Annotated in this window: 14 protein-coding genes; 4 read left to right on the forward strand and 10 right to left on the reverse strand. The window is 59.3% G+C overall.

Annotation, left to right across the window (positions count from 1 at the left end):
* Complete coding sequence (locus ACDZ94_RS08080; protein WP_053253687.1) at positions 1–939, forward strand: MlaD family protein; 939 nt, start codon at positions 1–3, stop codon at positions 937–939.
* Positions 936–1,547 carry an ABC-type transport auxiliary lipoprotein family protein gene (locus tag ACDZ94_RS08085; protein WP_432751316.1) on the forward strand — a complete coding sequence of 204 codons (612 nt, stop codon included), beginning with the start codon at positions 936–938 and terminating at the stop codon, positions 1,545–1,547. Before ACDZ94_RS08080 ends, ACDZ94_RS08085 begins: the two co-directional genes overlap by 4 nt.
* A gap of 94 nt (positions 1,548–1,641) precedes the next feature.
* Here the strand turns inward: ACDZ94_RS08085 and ACDZ94_RS08090 are convergent, their stop codons facing one another.
* From ACDZ94_RS08090 to ACDZ94_RS08110, 5 genes are all read right to left on the reverse strand, one after another.
* Positions 1,642–2,871: a nucleoside recognition domain-containing protein gene (locus ACDZ94_RS08090; protein ID WP_064450062.1), complete on the reverse strand. Its 1,230-nt coding sequence runs from the start codon at positions 2,869–2,871 to the stop codon at positions 1,642–1,644.
* Positions 2,872–2,967: 96 nt separating this feature from the next.
* Complete coding sequence (gene gltP, locus ACDZ94_RS08095; protein WP_064450061.1) at positions 2,968–4,299, reverse strand: glutamate/aspartate:proton symporter GltP; 1,332 nt, start codon at positions 4,297–4,299, stop codon at positions 2,968–2,970.
* A 730-nt stretch (positions 4,300–5,029) separates the two neighbouring features.
* Positions 5,030–5,497, reverse strand: a complete 468-nt coding sequence (locus tag ACDZ94_RS08100) for an inhibitor of vertebrate lysozyme family protein (protein ID WP_432751317.1) — start codon at positions 5,495–5,497, stop codon at positions 5,030–5,032.
* A 2-nt stretch (positions 5,498–5,499) separates the two neighbouring features.
* Positions 5,500–5,664: a DUF1328 domain-containing protein gene (locus tag ACDZ94_RS08105; protein WP_003170804.1), complete on the reverse strand. Its 165-nt coding sequence runs from the start codon at positions 5,662–5,664 to the stop codon at positions 5,500–5,502.
* A 78-nt stretch (positions 5,665–5,742) separates the two neighbouring features.
* On the reverse strand, positions 5,743–6,030 hold the full coding sequence (locus tag ACDZ94_RS08110; protein ID WP_064450059.1) for a hypothetical protein: 288 nt from the start codon (positions 6,028–6,030) through the stop codon (positions 5,743–5,745).
* 390 nt (positions 6,031–6,420) lie between these two features.
* On the opposite strand from ACDZ94_RS08110, the gene algB reads away from it, so the two are divergent.
* Both algB and ACDZ94_RS08120 read left to right on the forward strand, forming a co-directional pair.
* Entirely contained in the window at positions 6,421–7,767 is a 1,347-nt protein-coding gene (algB, locus tag ACDZ94_RS08115) for a sigma-54-dependent response regulator transcription factor AlgB (RefSeq protein ID WP_053253681.1), read from the forward strand.
* Positions 7,768–7,777: 10 nt separating this feature from the next.
* Entirely contained in the window at positions 7,778–9,565 is a 1,788-nt protein-coding gene (locus ACDZ94_RS08120) for a KinB sensor domain-containing domain (RefSeq protein WP_064450058.1), read from the forward strand.
* Between the two features lie 193 nt (positions 9,566–9,758).
* Here the strand turns inward: ACDZ94_RS08120 and ACDZ94_RS08125 are convergent, their stop codons facing one another.
* The 5 genes from ACDZ94_RS08125 to ACDZ94_RS08145 form a co-directional block, all read right to left on the reverse strand.
* Entirely contained in the window at positions 9,759–10,535 is a 777-nt protein-coding gene (locus ACDZ94_RS08125) for an N-acetylmuramoyl-L-alanine amidase (protein WP_064450057.1), read from the reverse strand.
* A gap of 98 nt (positions 10,536–10,633) precedes the next feature.
* On the reverse strand, positions 10,634–12,694 hold the full coding sequence (locus ACDZ94_RS08130; RefSeq protein ID WP_432751318.1) for a GGDEF domain-containing protein: 2,061 nt from the start codon (positions 12,692–12,694) through the stop codon (positions 10,634–10,636).
* Positions 12,691–13,569 carry an endonuclease/exonuclease/phosphatase family protein gene (locus ACDZ94_RS08135; protein WP_064450055.1) on the reverse strand — a complete coding sequence of 293 codons (879 nt, stop codon included), beginning with the start codon at positions 13,567–13,569 and terminating at the stop codon, positions 12,691–12,693. Before ACDZ94_RS08135 ends, ACDZ94_RS08130 begins: the two co-directional genes overlap by 4 nt.
* Before the next feature lie 10 nt (positions 13,570–13,579).
* The gene (locus ACDZ94_RS08140) at positions 13,580–14,215 is read right to left on the reverse strand and encodes a thiol:disulfide interchange protein DsbA/DsbL (RefSeq protein WP_128591137.1); all 636 of its coding nucleotides are present in this window, start codon (positions 14,213–14,215) and stop codon (positions 13,580–13,582) included.
* 169 nt (positions 14,216–14,384) lie between these two features.
* A complete protein-coding gene (locus ACDZ94_RS08145; RefSeq protein WP_064450053.1) occupies positions 14,385–14,990 on the reverse strand; it encodes a c-type cytochrome in 606 nt (201 codons plus the stop codon).
* Positions 14,991–15,018 lie beyond the last annotated feature (28 nt).

The raw sequence follows: 15,018 nt of genomic DNA on the forward strand, positions 1-15,018 counted from the left end.
ATGGAAACCCGAGCCCATCATGTGATGATCGGTCTGTTTAGCGTGATCGTGGTGGTCGGCGCAATGCTGTTCGGCCTGTGGCTGGCCAAGTCCAGCGTCGACAGCGCCTTCCAGGAATATGAGGTGGTGTTCAACGAGGCGGTCAGCGGCCTGTCCCAGGGCAGTTCGGTGCAATACAGCGGGATCAAGGTGGGCGACGTCACCAGCCTGCGCCTGGACCCGAAAGACCCGCGCCGTGTTCTCGCACGCATTCGCCTGGCCGGGCAAACGCCGATCAAGGAAGACACCCAGGCCAAACTGGCACTGACCGGTATCACCGGCACCTCGATCATCCAGCTCAGCGGCGGTACCCCGCAAAGCCCGGAACTCAAGGGCAAGGACGGCAACCTGCCGGAAATCATCGCGTCGCCATCGCCGATCGCGCGCCTGCTCAATAACAGCAACGACCTGATGACCAGCATCAACCTGCTGCTGCACAACGCCAACCACATGTTCTCCCGGGAGAACGTCGAGCGCCTGAGCAATACGCTGGACAACCTGCAGCAGACCACCGGCGCCATCGCTGAACAGCGCGGCGATATAAAGGTGGTGATGCAGCAACTGATGCAAGTGAGCAAACAGGCGACTGCCGCGCTGGAGCAAACCACCGTGCTGATGCGCAATGCCAATGGCCTGCTCAACGAGCAAGGCAAGCAGGCCTTCGGCAGCGCCGAGCAGGCAATGAAGTCCCTGGAGCAAAGCACCGCGACCATCAACACCTTGCTGACCAACAACAAGGACTCGGTGAACAGCGGCATGCAGGGCCTCAACGAATTGGCACCCGCCGTGCGCGAACTGCGCGAAACCTTGGGTTCGCTGCGCGCCATCTCCCGCCGCCTCGAAGCCAACCCCAGCGGTTACCTGCTGGGCAGCGACAAGAACAAGGAGTTCACGCCATGAAGCGTGCTTACCAAATGATCGCCCCTCTGGCCCTGGCCCTCATCAGCGCGTGCTCGATCTTGCCCAAGCCGGACCCGTCGGACGTATACCGCCTGGCTTCAGCACAAACGAGCAGCCAAGGCACGCCGGTCAGTTGGTCGCTGCGCGTGTCAAAGCCGCAGAGCAGCGAGTTTCTCGACAGCCCGCGCATTGCCGTGGTGCCCAACGGTGACCTGATCAGCAGCTATGCGAACTCACGCTGGAGCGACCCGACCCCGGTGTTGCTGCGCAATCGATTCATGGACGGTTTCCAGCGCGATGGGCGGGTAACGCTGCTGAGCACCGACGAGACCAACCTGCAGGCCGACTACGAGCTGGGCGGCCAGTTGCAGGCGTTTCAGAGTGAGTATCGCGCCAGTGCGGTGGAAGTAGTGATCCGCCTGGATGCGCGGTTGGTGCGCGGGAGTGATCAGCGGATTATCGCCAGCCGGCGGTTTGAGGTGCGCCAGCCGGTGGGTGATACCAAGGTGCCGGCCGTAGTGGCTGCGTTTGGGCAGGCGGGTGATCAGTTGAATAAGCAGGTGGTGGATTGGGTGGTGCAGCAGGGCAATACTGCTGCGAAACGCTGAGGGCCTCATCGCAGGCAAGCCAGCTCCCACATTTTGATGTGTAAATACATTCAAACAGGTGGGAGCTGGCTTGCCTGCGATAGCAATCTAAGCCTTAACCAAAGAACCAGTAGCACACCGAAATCGCCGCCACGACGCCAGCAAACTCCGCCAGCAACGCACACCCCACCGCATGCCGCGCCCGCTGTATCCCCACCGAACCGAAGTACACTGCCAACACATAAAAGGTGGTTTCCGTACTGCCTTGAATCGTCGCCGCCACCAGTGCCGGGAAGCTGTCCACGCCCTTGGTTTGCATGGTCTCGATCAACAGCGCCCGTGCGGCACTGCCGGAAAACGGCTTGACCATCGCAGTCGGCAGCGCGTCGACAAAGCGCGTGTCCATCCCGCTCCAGGCCACCACATGGCGAATCCCCTCCAGGCCGAAATCCAACGCCCCGGAGGCGCGCAACACACCCACGGCACACAGCATCGCCACCAGGTACGGCAGCAGGTTCTTGGCAACGTCGAAGCCCTCTTTGGCGCCTTCGACAAAGGCCTCGTAGACCTTCACCTTGCGCAGTGCGCCGATCACCAGGAACAGCATGATCAACCCAAACAGCGTGAGGTTGCCGAGTATCGAAGAAAGGCCGGCCAGGGCCGTGGCGGACAGGGTCGCCAGCAGCGCCATAAAGCCGCCCAGCACCAGTGCGCCGGGAATCAGGTAGGCCAGCACCACCGGGTCCCACAGGCGCAGGCGTTGCATCACCGCCACCGAGAGCAGGCCGACCAAGGTCGAGGCACTGGTCGCCAACAGGATCGGCAGGAACACTAACGTCGGGTCCGCAGCACCTTGCTGGGCGCGGTACATGAAGATCGTCACCGGCAACAGCGTCAGCGAGGAGGCGTTAAGCACCAGGAACAGAATCTGCGCGTTGCTCGCAACGTTCGGGATCGGGTTGAGTTCCTGCAACGCCTTCATGGCTTTCAGGCCGATAGGCGTAGCGGCGTTGTCCAGGCCCAGACCGTTGGCGGCGAAGTTGAGGGTGATCAAGCCGATAGCCGGGTGGCCAGCGGGCACCTCAGGCATCAGGCGGCGAAACAGCGGCCCGAGGGCCCTGGCCAGCCAATCGACGATCCCAGCCTTTTCGGCGATACGCAAAAAGCCCAGCCATAAGGTCAGGGTGCCGAACAGCAGCACCATCACTTCCACCGACAATTTGGCCATGGCGAAAATGCTTTCGACCATCGCCGCAAAAATCCCGGCATTACCGCCAACCAGCCACTGCACCAGTGCTGACACCATTGCCACGACAAAGAAGCCAAGCCACAGGCCATTGAGCATCAGTTGAATCCCCCGAAAGATGGAGCGAATGATAACGGGGCTGGCAGAAACGACAAACCCCGGATTTCCCGGGGTTTGTTTCAAATCACTCGCGCATCAGCCGCGGCTGGCCTCGCCGGCCGGCAGCGCTTCTTTGCTGCGCCAGTGTGGCAGGGAGTTCCAGTAGCGCTCGCCCTTGGCGTCATCGTACATGCCTTCCCAACGGGAGATGACCAGTACGGCCAAGGCATTGCCGATCACGTTCAGTGCGGTACGCGCCATGTCCATCACACGGTCGACACCGGCGATGAATGCCAAGCCTTCCAGCGGAATGCCCACGCTGCCCAATGTGGCCAGCAGTACCACGAAGGATACGCCCGGCACGCCGGCGATACCTTTGGAGGTGACCATCAGGGTCAGCACCAGCATCAGCTGCTGGCCGATCGACAGGTCGATGCCATACAGCTGGGCGATAAAGATGGCGGCGATGCTCTGGTACAGGGTCGAACCGTCGAGGTTAAACGAGTAGCCGGTCGGCACCACGAAGCTGCAGATGGCCTTTGGCGCTCCGTACGCCTCCATCTTCTCGATCACGCGAGGCAACACGGTTTCGGAGCTGGCAGTGGAGTAGGCCAGTACCAATTCGTCTTTGAAGATGCGCATCAACTTGATGATCGAGAAGCCAAACAGGCGTGCGATCGAGCCCAGTACCGCAAAGGCGAAGAACAGGATGGCCACGTAAACCAGGATCACCAGCTTGGCCAGCGGCAGCAAGGAGGCGAAGCCGAAATTGGCAACGGTCACCGCGATCAGGGCAAATACACCGATCGGGGCGTACTTCATGATCATGTGGGTGACTTTGAACATGCTCTCCGACACGCCCTGGAACATGGTCACCAGCGGCTCGCGCAGCTCAGGTTTGAGGCTCGACAACCCCAGGCCGAACAGCACCGAGAAGAAGATGATCGGCAACATGTCGCCGCGGGCGACCGCCGCAAAAATGTTCGACGGGATCAGGTTGAGGATCGTCTCGATGAACGCATGCTCATGCTGCACTTCGGCGGCGGTGGCGGTGTATTTGGAGATGTCGACGGTACCCAGGGTACTCATGTCGATGCCGGCGCCCGGGTGGAACAGGTTGGCAAGCAGCAGGCCGACCACAATAGCGATGGTGGTGACCACTTCGAAGTAAAGGATGGTTTTGACACCGATTCGGCCGAGCTTCTTCGCGTCCCCCACACCGGCGATGCCCACGATCAGCGAGGAAATCACAATCGGGATCACGATCATCTTGATCAGACGAATAAAGATATCGCCCGCTGGCTGCAACACATTGCTGATCCACCAGGCTTTTTCAGCACTGAAATGGTTGAGCACTGCACCGATTGCGATCCCCAACACCAAACCGATGAGGATCTGCCAGGCGAGGCTTAGCTTTGCCTTCTTCATGTCATTACCCTTACTTCAAGTGGACTTAAGGCAAATGCGCCATCTGGAACGCTCGGAAGCGAAAAAGTGTGTGCATCTGCCTCCGTAGAAGGTCACCGCAGCGTGGCCGAAATGGCTTACTGGCAGGCGAAAAAAGGCGCAACTATTCCCATGCAAGGGAGCGACGTCTAATGCCGTAAACGCCTACCCTATGCCGAATCGGCATGGCTTTTTTTGAAAATAACTGTCCGAACGGTCAGTTCAAATACGCCATTTAAGCAGGTGAATGTGCCGTGAACCGGCCAATACAGGCTCGCTCAGAGATGTTGGACGACTTCAAGTTACTGGCAAAAATGCCTGGGATTTGATGAGCTTGGCGTCGGAGAAGTCCTATAGCGTGAGCAAAATTTTCTAGATAGAAGGTCGCTCCGACACACCAAGTAATGGTTGGGAGGAGGCAGAAAAGAAAATAGCGGCTATGGACGACATAGAAGATGGGTAATGAGAGTCATAAGCCCGCCGCAAGTTCAGCAAGCTTGAGGACTTGTGAACTTGCGTCGCAGCTTTTCACCTGACCCGGCCCTTGCGCAGGCACTCCCTGTACCCGTAGGTCACGCCGATCTCGATTGATCAGAGCAACCCGGCCCCCTGGTCATGCATCGCCTTTGGCGAGCGATGCAAAAGGAAAGAAACAAAGTGGCTTCTTTCCATGGACGCCAACTCCGCAGACGACAGATGCGTCAGACGGAACCTAGTACCAATTCGGATCTTTCTTAAGCTGCTCCATCAGCAGCTTCTGCACGCCTTCATTCGGCTTACCGAGGAAACGGTAGTCGGCGTGTCGTGTCGGTGACTTGTCTGCCGGCAGACCTGCCGGGACCTGTACCAACATGGCGTAGGCATGTTTCTTGTTGTAGCTGAACGCAACGACCAAGCGCTTGTTCAGGCACGTGTCTGCTGTCTCGCAGAGCGGCCCGACCAGGTACTTGTCGCCATCTTCCTCCACAGCATTCATTTGTTCGGCCGTACCGGAGAGGTTCATTACCCATTCCGGCAGACGCTCTTCTTTCTTCACAACGCCTTGCCAGGTCTCACGAAACTGTGGATCGGCGCTCAGCAATTCGTTGGCCCGGGTCTGGCCGTCATTGGCGGCCATTACCAGACCGCTGCCGCCCAAGAGCAGGGCGGCAGCTATAGCTTTGAGAGACAGAGTGGTCATTTTCAGCCTCGGCCGCGACGACCAAAGAAGAACGAAGCGATGAACATCACCAGGAAGACCACAAACAGAATTTTTGCGATACCGGTGGCAGTGCCCGCGATGCCACCGAAGCCCAGGACTGCAGCCACAATGGCGATGATCAGAAATGTGATTGCCCAACTCAACATGGTGATTCTCCTTACGCTTTTATAGGGGTAACAGCGGTAGTGCCGTGCAGCCGCTCAACTCAAGCGACCTTGTGTTGCCTAGAACACCCAACGTTCCTGAGCTGGCAATTCACCCAGGGTGGAATCCTGGTCAGCCACTCTCAATTGCGGGGCGGTTACGTCGGCGGTAGCGCTGCCAACGGAACGGAAATGGGTTTGAGTCATGAGCGGACGTTCAAATTGCGGGGTTTGTTGCTGACTCTGCTGCCAATGCTGCAGCTGCTGGCCGGCGATCAACGTGACCATCAAGGCCAGGCTGGCGAACAGACCTTGCTGCAAGCGCACTGGCGATACACGCAATTGGCTGCTGAGGCTTTGGCGAGTCATGCTGCATTTCTCCCGCATTCTGATTATTCGTTCATGACGCTGTCAGGAGAGGTATTGCAGGGTGCATGCCAGATTTTTTACAAAATAATACTCAATAAAATCAACATGTTATGAATGCATCAAGGTTATGGAAGCCAGCATCCTGCACGATGCCTCTGTCCAGGCCGTGCGAAATGCACGACCGCCAATGGTCGGATCAACGGATCGAAAGCAGTTGGGGAGTTGCCGAAGTGGCAAGAAGGCATGAAAACGCTATCAATCGGCGTGTTTGTAGGAGAGCGTGAAGATACCTGCGCGAAGACGCCGTTTATCAATCAGAATAAACCATGCAACTTGCCCGATTATTCCGGGACTAAACAGCATCATTCATAGTTAAGGAGCGCGGGACAGATGGAATCAGCCAAGGAACTTCAAGGCCGCATTCTTTTAGTGGATGACGAATCCGCGATCCTTCGCACCTTCCGTTACTGCCTGGAAGATGAAGGCTACAACGTAGCGACTGCCAACAGCGCCGCCCAAGCCGATGCCCTGATGCAACGCCAGGTGTTTGACCTGTGCTTCCTGGATTTGCGTCTGGGTGAAGATAACGGCCTGGATGTATTGGCCCAGATGCGTATCCAGGCACCGTGGATGCGCGTGGTGATTGTCACCGCGCATTCCGCCGTAGACACCGCAGTCGATGCGATCCAGGCCGGCGCCGCCGACTACTTGGTCAAACCGTGCAGCCCAGACCAATTACGGCTGGCCACCGCCAAGCAGTTGGAAGTGCGCCAACTGTCCGCACGCCTGGAAGCACTGGAAGGCGAAGTACGTCAGCCCAAAGACGGGCTCGACTCCCACAGCCCGGCGATGATGGTGGTACTGGAAACCGCACGCCAAGTCGCGGGCACGGACGCCAATATCCTGATTCTGGGCGAGTCCGGCACCGGTAAAGGTGAGTTGGCGCGGGCCATTCATGGCTGGAGCAAACGTTCGAAAAAATCCTGCGTTACTATCAACTGCCCGTCATTGACGGCGGAATTGATGGAAAGCGAGTTGTTCGGCCACAGCCGCGGCGCGTTTACCGGTGCCAGTGAGAGCACGTTGGGCCGAGTCAACCAGGCCGACGGTGGCACGCTGTTTCTCGACGAAATCGGCGACTTCCCGCTCACCTTGCAGCCAAAATTGCTGCGTTTTATCCAGGACAAGGAATATGAGCGCGTAGGCGACCCGGTCACCCGGCGCGCTGATGTGCGCATCCTGGCGGCCACCAACCTGAACCTGGAAGACATGGTGCGCGACGGCCGCTTCCGGGAAGACTTGCTCTACCGCCTCAATGTCATCACTTTGCACCTGCCGCCGCTGCGTGAACGCAGTGAGGACATCCTGACCCTTGCCGACCGCTTCCTGGCACGCTTCGTCAAGGAATACGCCCGACCGGCACGCGGTTTCAGCGACAGCGCGCGTGAAGCCCTGCTCAACTACCGATGGCCAGGCAATATTCGCGAACTGCGTAACGTGGTGGAACGCGCCAGCATCATCTGCCCACAGGAAAAGGTTGAAATCAGCCACCTTGGGATGGCCGAACAACCGACCAACAATGCCCCGCGTATCGGCGCCGCGCTGAGCCTGGATGAGCTGGAGAAAGCGCATATCGGTGCAGTACTCGCCACCAGCGACACCTTGGATCAAGCGGCCCGCACCCTCGGTATCGACGCGTCGACCCTTTATCGCAAACGTAAACAGTACAATTTATGAGCTGTACCTTATGAAGCTTGCGATGAAACTGCGCACTCGGCTATTCCTGAGCATCTCAGCGCTGATCACCGTCGCCCTGCTGGGACTGGTACTGGGACTGGTCAGCGTCATGCAAATGGCCAAGAGCCAGGAGTCGTTGATTCGCAGCAATTTCATTACTCTGGACCTGGGCCTCAAGCTGCGCCAGAGCTTGGGCGACCAGCTGATCCTGATGCTGGAGGATCAACCGGACCCCGCCGCCCTGGAAACCTCGAAACAGCAATATTTCGCCCTGCTGGATCAAGGTGTCGCCCACGAACAGCAAGACGGCAGACCCAGCGGGTTCAGCCAGGCACGCGTCGACTACCTGAACTTCCTCAAGGCGTTCGATGAGGCCCACCAAAGCTCGCTGGCAAACAATAAAAACCAAAAACTGACCGAAACCTTCAATGTATTGCGCAACGGCCTGATCGCCGAACACAAACAAGCGTTGGAGAATATCAACACCAGCGAACACAAATCGCGAGACCGTGCATTGCTGATCGCCGGCCTTTTAGGGTTGGTTGGCCTCGCGGTATTGATCATCGGCTTTGTCACTGCCCACGGCATCGCACGGCGGTTTGGCGGGCCGATCGAAGCCTTGGCCAAAGCCGCCGACAAGATCGGGCAAGGCGATTTCGAAGTGACGCTGCCCATCTCGTCTGCAGCGGAAATGAACCAGCTGACGCGCCGCTTTGGCATCATGGCCGAGGCGCTGCGCCAGCATCAGGCGACCAATGTCGACGAATTGCTGGCCGGCCAGCAGCGCCTGCAAGCGGTGCTCGACAGCATCGACGATGGCCTACTGATGATCGACCGCCAAGGCTGCCTGGAACACCTCAACCCTGTGGCGCAGCGCCAATTGGGCTGGGACGAGGCGCGCTTGGGCCAGGGGCTGGGCGAAGCACTGGGCCGCCCGGAAATGGATGAACAACTTCAGTTGGTCCTGCGTGGCGGCAACCTCGAGCGGGCGCCGGAAGACCTGGAAGTCGAAGTCGAAGGCGAATTACGCCTGCTGACCTATAGCCTGACACCCGTCAGCCATACCCAAGGCCACATTCTTGGCGCGGTGATGGTGCTGCATGACGTCACTGAACAGCGCGCCTTCGAACGGGTGCGTAGCGAATTCGTGTTGCGCGCCTCCCACGAGTTGCGCACACCGGTGACCGGCATGCACATGGCCTTCGGGCTGTTCCGCGAACGGGCAAAGTTCCCTGCGGAGTCTCGTGAAGCGGACCTGCTGGATACGGTCAATGAAGAGATGCAGCGCCTGATGCAGCTTATCAATGACCTGCTCAACTTTTCACGCTACCAGAACGGCCTGCAAAAGCTCACGCTCGGGCCATGTGATGTCACCGACCTGCTGGAGCACGCACGGGCTCGATTCACTGAGCCAGCGAATGCACAGAACATCGAGTTATTGGTGGAGGCCCAAGCAGAATTGCCCAGGCTGTATGCCGACCAGGCTCAGTTGGAGCGAGTGCTCGATAACCTTTTAGGCAACGCTTTGCGGCACACCGCAGAGGGTGGCCAGATTCGTCTGCAGGCGCGCCGTCATGGCGAACGGGTGATTATCAGCGTCGAAGATAACGGTGAGGGTATTGCTTACGGCCAACAAGGGCGGATCTTCGAGCCCTTCGTGCAGGTGGGCCGCAAGAAAGGCGGCGCCGGCCTGGGGTTGGCACTCTGCAAAGAGATCGTGCAATTGCACGGCGGCCGCATGGGCGTGTATTCGCGGCCGGGGCAAGGCACACAGTTCTACATGGCGCTGCCGCTGTAATCTGGCTGCTCGGGTTGCCTTGTCAAAGCGACACGGACCTGAAAGACCACAATCAAACCTTCGACGCACATGTGAAAAATGTGGGAGCGGGCTTGCTCGCGAAGGCGATTTCAAAGCCAACATTGCTGCCGCCTGACATTCCGCTTCCGCAAGCAAACCCGTCCCGATCCCACGTTGGAATCGGTTTACACGCTTAGCTGCGGTTCAACGCACGCAGGATCGCGGCGCTTTCGGCATCCGGCGTACCATCGAACAGTGATGGACGGAAGTGCATCTGGAAGGCCGCGATCACATGCCGCGTGGCTACATCCAGCTCACCCGTCTGCGGCGTTTGGTAGCCGAGTCGTGCCAGCTCTTCCTGGAACCAGGTAATACTCGGCAGGGCAGCGGCGTACTGCTGCTGGAAGCGGGCGACTGCCTGCGCGTCCGGCCACATCCCCAAACCTTCAGCGGCTAGACGCTTCCACGGGAACAGCGGGCCCGGGTCGAGCTTGCGCAGCGGCGCGATGTCGCTGTGGCCGATGATATTCCTGGGGTTGATGCCATTGCGCTTGCTGATGTCCTTGAGCAACACGACCAGCGACTGCACCTGCGCTTCGGAGTACGGATACCACACGCGACCCGTCGGCGTGTCGCGATACCCTGGGTTGACGATCTCGATGCCAATGGAGCTGGAGTTGAGCCAAGTGCGCCCCGTCCACTCGCTTTCCCCAGCGTGCCAGGCGCGCTGGCTCTCATCCACCAGCTTGAAGATGGTGCCTGAGGCGTCGTCGCCAATCAGGTAATGGCTGCTGACCTGGCCGTGCGTCAACAGCGCCAGGGAGCGTTCAAGGTTGGTGGCCGTGTAGTGAACAATGACGAACTGCACGCGGTTATCGTGGTTCATCGAAGGGTGGTTGGTGTCCAGGCGCGGGCCGCTGGCGCAGCCGGCGAGGAGGAGAAACACAAAAGCGACGTACAAGGATTTCATGGCAAAGGCATTACACTGAAGACGATAATGCAACAGTGTAACGTACCGTTTAAGGCTCGGCGGCCAAATCCGGGCGTTTAAACAAAATGGAACATTTTTTACGCCGCCTGTACCCGGTTACGTCCGGCAGCCTTGGCCCGGTAAAGCGCCTCATCGGCGCGCTTGAGCGCCAAGTCACTGCGCTCACCTTGCTGAAACTGCGCCAGGCCCATGGACATGGTGATCGTCACCGGCTCGCCCTTGAAGTGGAACGGGCACGCTTCAATCGCTGCGCGCAGCCCTTCGCCCACGGCCAAGGCATCCTCCAAGGCGGAGTCAGGCATCAGCAACACAAACTCCTCACCGCCGAAGCGCGCGATAAAGTCGTTGGGGCGCAGGTTTTTGCGCAACACATTGGCGATGATTTTCAGCACCTTGTCACCCGCCAGGTGACCGTAGCCGTCGTTGATACGCTTGAAGTGGTCAAGATCCAGCATGGCCAGTGACAGGCTATTGCCGCGCTGGTGCCAGGTATTCACTTCATGGTCAAGGCGCTCACTCCATGCAGCACGATTGGGCAGGCCGGTGAGCGGATCGATCAAGGCCTTCTGGCGTTGTACCTCCAAATGCTCGCGATAGCCCTGGGCCTCCTGTTCCATGTTTGCAACCCGCTCAGCCAAGCCCTTCAGCCGCGCCGCGACCTCCTGCTCGCGCTGGTCACGCTGCTGCTGGTGTTCGTCCATAGTGCCGAGCAAGCCTTCAAGATGGCTTTCCAGCACTTGCTTGAGGCTGTCCAGGTCGGCCGCGTCCTGCACGCTGCTTTGCAGGCCGTCGACCTGCTCACGGATCTGCGTATCCAGTTCCCGCGCGGCCGAGCGGCTGTCCGCGTGGCCATCACTGGCCACCTGCAGATGACCCTGGAATGCCTCGAGGCGCTCGTTGAGCTGCTTGAGGTAGGCTTCGAACTCATGCTGGCCGCTGTCGGTAATCGCCAGCATCAGAACCGCCAGGTCATCAAGGATCGGCAGCAACTCGTACCAGTTCAAGCCGTGGGCCAGGCGTTCGCGCATGGCTTCGGCTTGGGGCCGGTGGCGCTCGGGCAGTGACAGATCATCCAGCAAGCCGAGCAAGGTGCCTTCGATATGACTGGCGACCGAGCTATAGGACGGCTCGGGCGAATCGGGCAGCGCGTAAACGCCGTCCGATTGCAGCGTATCCGGGTCAGGCTCCGGGCTTTCCTGCACCGGAGGTAGCGACAGGCTGCCGATGGAGGTTTCGTCCGGGGTATCGACCAGAACCTGAGGGACCTCGATAAACGCGGCGAGTGCGCTCTCGGGAACGACTTCCTCTGCTTCGGGTTCAGGTGCTGCGGCAGGCAGAAGGGTGGGTTCCGCTGGCGCCGGGGCCTCAAAGACAAACGTTTCGGCGGCAACCTCTGCGGCTTTAACAGGCGTGATCGGTTCAGGCTGCGTAGCGACCGGGGTCTGCGGCAACGGCGCGAAGGCGCGCAAGGCGTGTGTCAGTTCTTCGGATTGCGCAGGTTCCTGAGGCTCAGGTTTGGGCGCGGCGGGGACGGGAGCGGGTTTCGGCGCAGCCAGCTCCGGTGTAGGCAGTGGCGTAGCTTGGGCCACCGGCACTTCATTCGAAACATCCTTCGCGCCAAATAGACGTTGCAGCAGGCCCGGCCCAGTGCGCGTGGTTTCGCCGTCCGGCTCCAGGTTATTCAGCGCCTGCTCTTGCAAGCTGCTCAGCTCACTGAGCAACAGCGGGATCTCACGCGCCTGCCCGACCCGGCCTTCCAGCTGCTTGGCGAAGGTTTTCAGCGGGCGGGCCACCTCACGCGGCAGTGGCAACTTCTGTAACTGCATGACCAGGGCGGTGAGCGCGGTGCTGATCTGGTCGACCCGGGTTTCGCGGCGCTGCTCCGAGTCGAGCACGGCTTTTTCCAGGCGCGGCAACAACGCGGCGAGAGCGGCGTCCATGTCGTCCGTACGCACGACGTCGCGCATCTCTTTCATGCATTGATCAACCGCGCGGTCGGTCCCTTCAGCCGCCAGCGTGCTGCGCACCAGCCCTCGCCGCAGCAGGTCAAGGCGGGCGGCCCAGCGACGTTCGAGCTTGTCTTGCTGCTCGACGCCTTTCAGGTATTTCTCTTTCCAGCGCTGGGCGTCGTCGCTCATGCAAGGGGTCCGCGAGGGCTGGGGCTCAACGCGGGTAATGCATCAGCCGTGAGCGAACCCGGCAGACGAATCTCTACCGCGACCGGCAGGTGATCGGAGATGGGCTGCGCCAGCACCTGCACGCTTTCAAGCGTAAGGGTCGGGCTAAGCAGGATATGGTCCAGGCAGCGCTGCGGGCGCCAACTGGGAAACGTGGCTTCGACTTGCGGCGCCAGTAACCCGAGGTCACGCAACGGAGAATTCTGCAACAGGTCATTGGCATGGGTATTCATGTCACCCATCAGTACCTGATGCTTATAGTTGCCAATCATTTCACGCACGTAGGCAAGCTGCAGGTTGCGCGCACGCCCCCCGAGCGCCAGGTGCATCATTACCACCACCAAGGCTTCCGGGCCTTCGCCGAATCGCACGAGGATCGCCCCACGGCCCTTGGGGCCTGGTAATGGGTGATCTTCGATAGCGGTCGGTTTCAGGCGACTCAGCACGCCATTGCTGTGCTGCGCCAGGCGCCCTAGATTGCGGTTGAGTTGCTGGTACCAGTAGGGGAACGCGCCAAGTTGAGCCAAGTGTTCCACTTGGTTGATGTAGCCAGAGCGCATGCTGCCGCCGTCAGCTTCCTGCAGGGCGACCAAGTCGAAGTCGTTCAGCAGGTTGCCGATCTTTTGCAGGTTAACCGCACGCCCGTTATGCGGCAGCAGGTGCTGCCAGCCCCGGGTGAGGTAGTGCCGGTACTTCTCGGTGCTGATGCCCACCTGGATATTGAAGCTGAGCAGGCGCAAGCGGCTGTCTGCCGGCAGGCCTGTGGACTCCAGGTGATGTTCGTTGACCTGTGCATCATGCAGGCCAACGACACGTTCAGTACCCCAGCGGCGCATGGTGGGCCCCTTACTTGGCTGCGCGCTCTTTGGCGATCAGTTGGTCAGCAACATTGAGTGTCTGTTCAGGACCACCGGTCGTGCCCAGGTCGAAACGGTATTTACCGTTGACGATCATGGTCGGTACGCCTTGCACGCCATACTTCTGGGCCAACTCTTTGTATTGGGCCATTTTGCCTTTGACGGCGAACGAGTTGAAGGTCTCGAGGAACTTGGCTTTGTCGACCCCTTGGGTAGCAACGAAATCAGCCATGTCTTCCGGTTTGGTCAGACGCTTGCCTTCCTTCTGGATAGCATTGAACACGGCGTTATGAACCTTTTGCTCAACGCCCATGGTGTCCAGGGTGATGAAGAGCTGACCATGGGCATCCCATGGGCCACCGAACAGCGCTGGGATGCGCTTGAAGTTCACGTCGGCCGGGAGTTTTTCAGCCCAAGGGTTGATGGTCGGCTCAAAGGCGTAGCAATGCGGGCAGCCATACCAGAACAGCTCCACCACTTCGATCTTGCCAGGCTCCGAAACGGGGACCGGGTTGGCCAGTTCTACATAGGTTTTACCGGCTTCAAGCGGCACGTCGGCAGCTTGGGCGGTCATGCCGAAAAGGCTGGCAGTGACGAGAGCGGCGCTGAGGATCAGATTACGCATGCTTTACTCCTGTACAAATAAAGTCGCCTCACGCGACCTTTAGTTGTGACAGGTCTACGCGGGCATGAGTTCGTTAGTGTAACGGCACCGGCCACAAAAAAGGGCGGCCTAAGCCACCCTTTTTATGCTTGCATCGATAGATTAATCGAGCGTTAACGTACTGCCTGGATCAGTGCAGGCCCTGAATGTACTGGGAAACTGCTTCGATATCCTTGTTACTCAACTTGCCGGCAATGCTTTGCATGATTTTGGTATCGCCGTCGTTGGTGCGATTACCCTCACGGAAGTCCGTCAGTTGCTTGGTGATGTACTGGGCATGCTGGCCGCTCAGGTGCGGAAAACCTGCAGCGGCAAGGCCGGCGCCATTAGGCGAATGGCAGCCGAGGCAGGAAGGCATGCCTTTTTCCAGGTTGCCACCACGGAACAGTTCTTCGCCGTGAGCCACCAGTTTTGGATCGGCAGCTCCCACACTGCCGTGCTGGCTGGCAAAATACGCCGCGATGTCTGCCAGGTCCTGATCGCTGAGATTAGTCAGCAAGCCGGTCATTTCGAGCACCGTGCGCTTGCCGTCCTTGATGTCGTGCATCTGCTTGGTCAGGTAACGTTCACCCTGGCCTGCCAGTTTAGGGAAGTTCGGCGCCGGGCTGTTGCCATCCGGTCCGTGGCAAGCACCACACACGGCGGCTTTCGCCTGGCCCGCTGTAGCGTCGCCTGCAGCATGGGCAACACCGGTGATGCCCAAGGTCAACAGCAGACTCACGATCAGTTTGTTCATCAGCTAATCCAACTACGGCTAAGGGTTT

The sequence above is a fragment of the Pseudomonas sp. UBT genome (assembly GCF_050915955.1).
GTDB lineage: Bacteria > Pseudomonadota > Gammaproteobacteria > Pseudomonadales > Pseudomonadaceae > Aquipseudomonas > Aquipseudomonas antarctica_A.

Bases quoted from the DNA above. Each gene is read 5' to 3' on its own strand.
- ACDZ94_RS08080 (WP_053253687.1), top strand. From the start codon at position 1: ATGGAAACCCGAGCCCATCATGTGATGATCGGTCTGTTTAGCGTGATC.
- ACDZ94_RS08085 (WP_432751316.1), top strand. From the start codon at position 936: ATGAAGCGTGCTTACCAAATGATCGCCCCTCTGGCCCTGGCCCTCATC.
- ACDZ94_RS08090 (WP_064450062.1), bottom strand. From the start codon at position 2,871: ATGCTCAATGGCCTGTGGCTTGGCTTCTTTGTCGTGGCAATGGTGTCA.
- gltP (WP_064450061.1), bottom strand. From the start codon at position 4,299: ATGAAGAAGGCAAAGCTAAGCCTCGCCTGGCAGATCCTCATCGGTTTG.
- ACDZ94_RS08100 (WP_432751317.1), bottom strand. From the start codon at position 5,497: ATGACCACTCTGTCTCTCAAAGCTATAGCTGCCGCCCTGCTCTTGGGC.
- ACDZ94_RS08105 (WP_003170804.1), bottom strand. From the start codon at position 5,664: ATGTTGAGTTGGGCAATCACATTTCTGATCATCGCCATTGTGGCTGCA.
- ACDZ94_RS08110 (WP_064450059.1), bottom strand. From the start codon at position 6,030: ATGACTCGCCAAAGCCTCAGCAGCCAATTGCGTGTATCGCCAGTGCGC.
- algB (WP_053253681.1), top strand. From the start codon at position 6,421: ATGGAATCAGCCAAGGAACTTCAAGGCCGCATTCTTTTAGTGGATGAC.
- ACDZ94_RS08120 (WP_064450058.1), top strand. From the start codon at position 7,778: ATGAAGCTTGCGATGAAACTGCGCACTCGGCTATTCCTGAGCATCTCA.
- ACDZ94_RS08125 (WP_064450057.1), bottom strand. From the start codon at position 10,535: ATGAAATCCTTGTACGTCGCTTTTGTGTTTCTCCTCCTCGCCGGCTGC.
- ACDZ94_RS08130 (WP_432751318.1), bottom strand. From the start codon at position 12,694: ATGAGCGACGACGCCCAGCGCTGGAAAGAGAAATACCTGAAAGGCGTC.
- ACDZ94_RS08135 (WP_064450055.1), bottom strand. From the start codon at position 13,569: ATGCGCCGCTGGGGTACTGAACGTGTCGTTGGCCTGCATGATGCACAG.
- ACDZ94_RS08140 (WP_128591137.1), bottom strand. From the start codon at position 14,215: ATGCGTAATCTGATCCTCAGCGCCGCTCTCGTCACTGCCAGCCTTTTC.
- ACDZ94_RS08145 (WP_064450053.1), bottom strand. From the start codon at position 14,990: ATGAACAAACTGATCGTGAGTCTGCTGTTGACCTTGGGCATCACCGGT.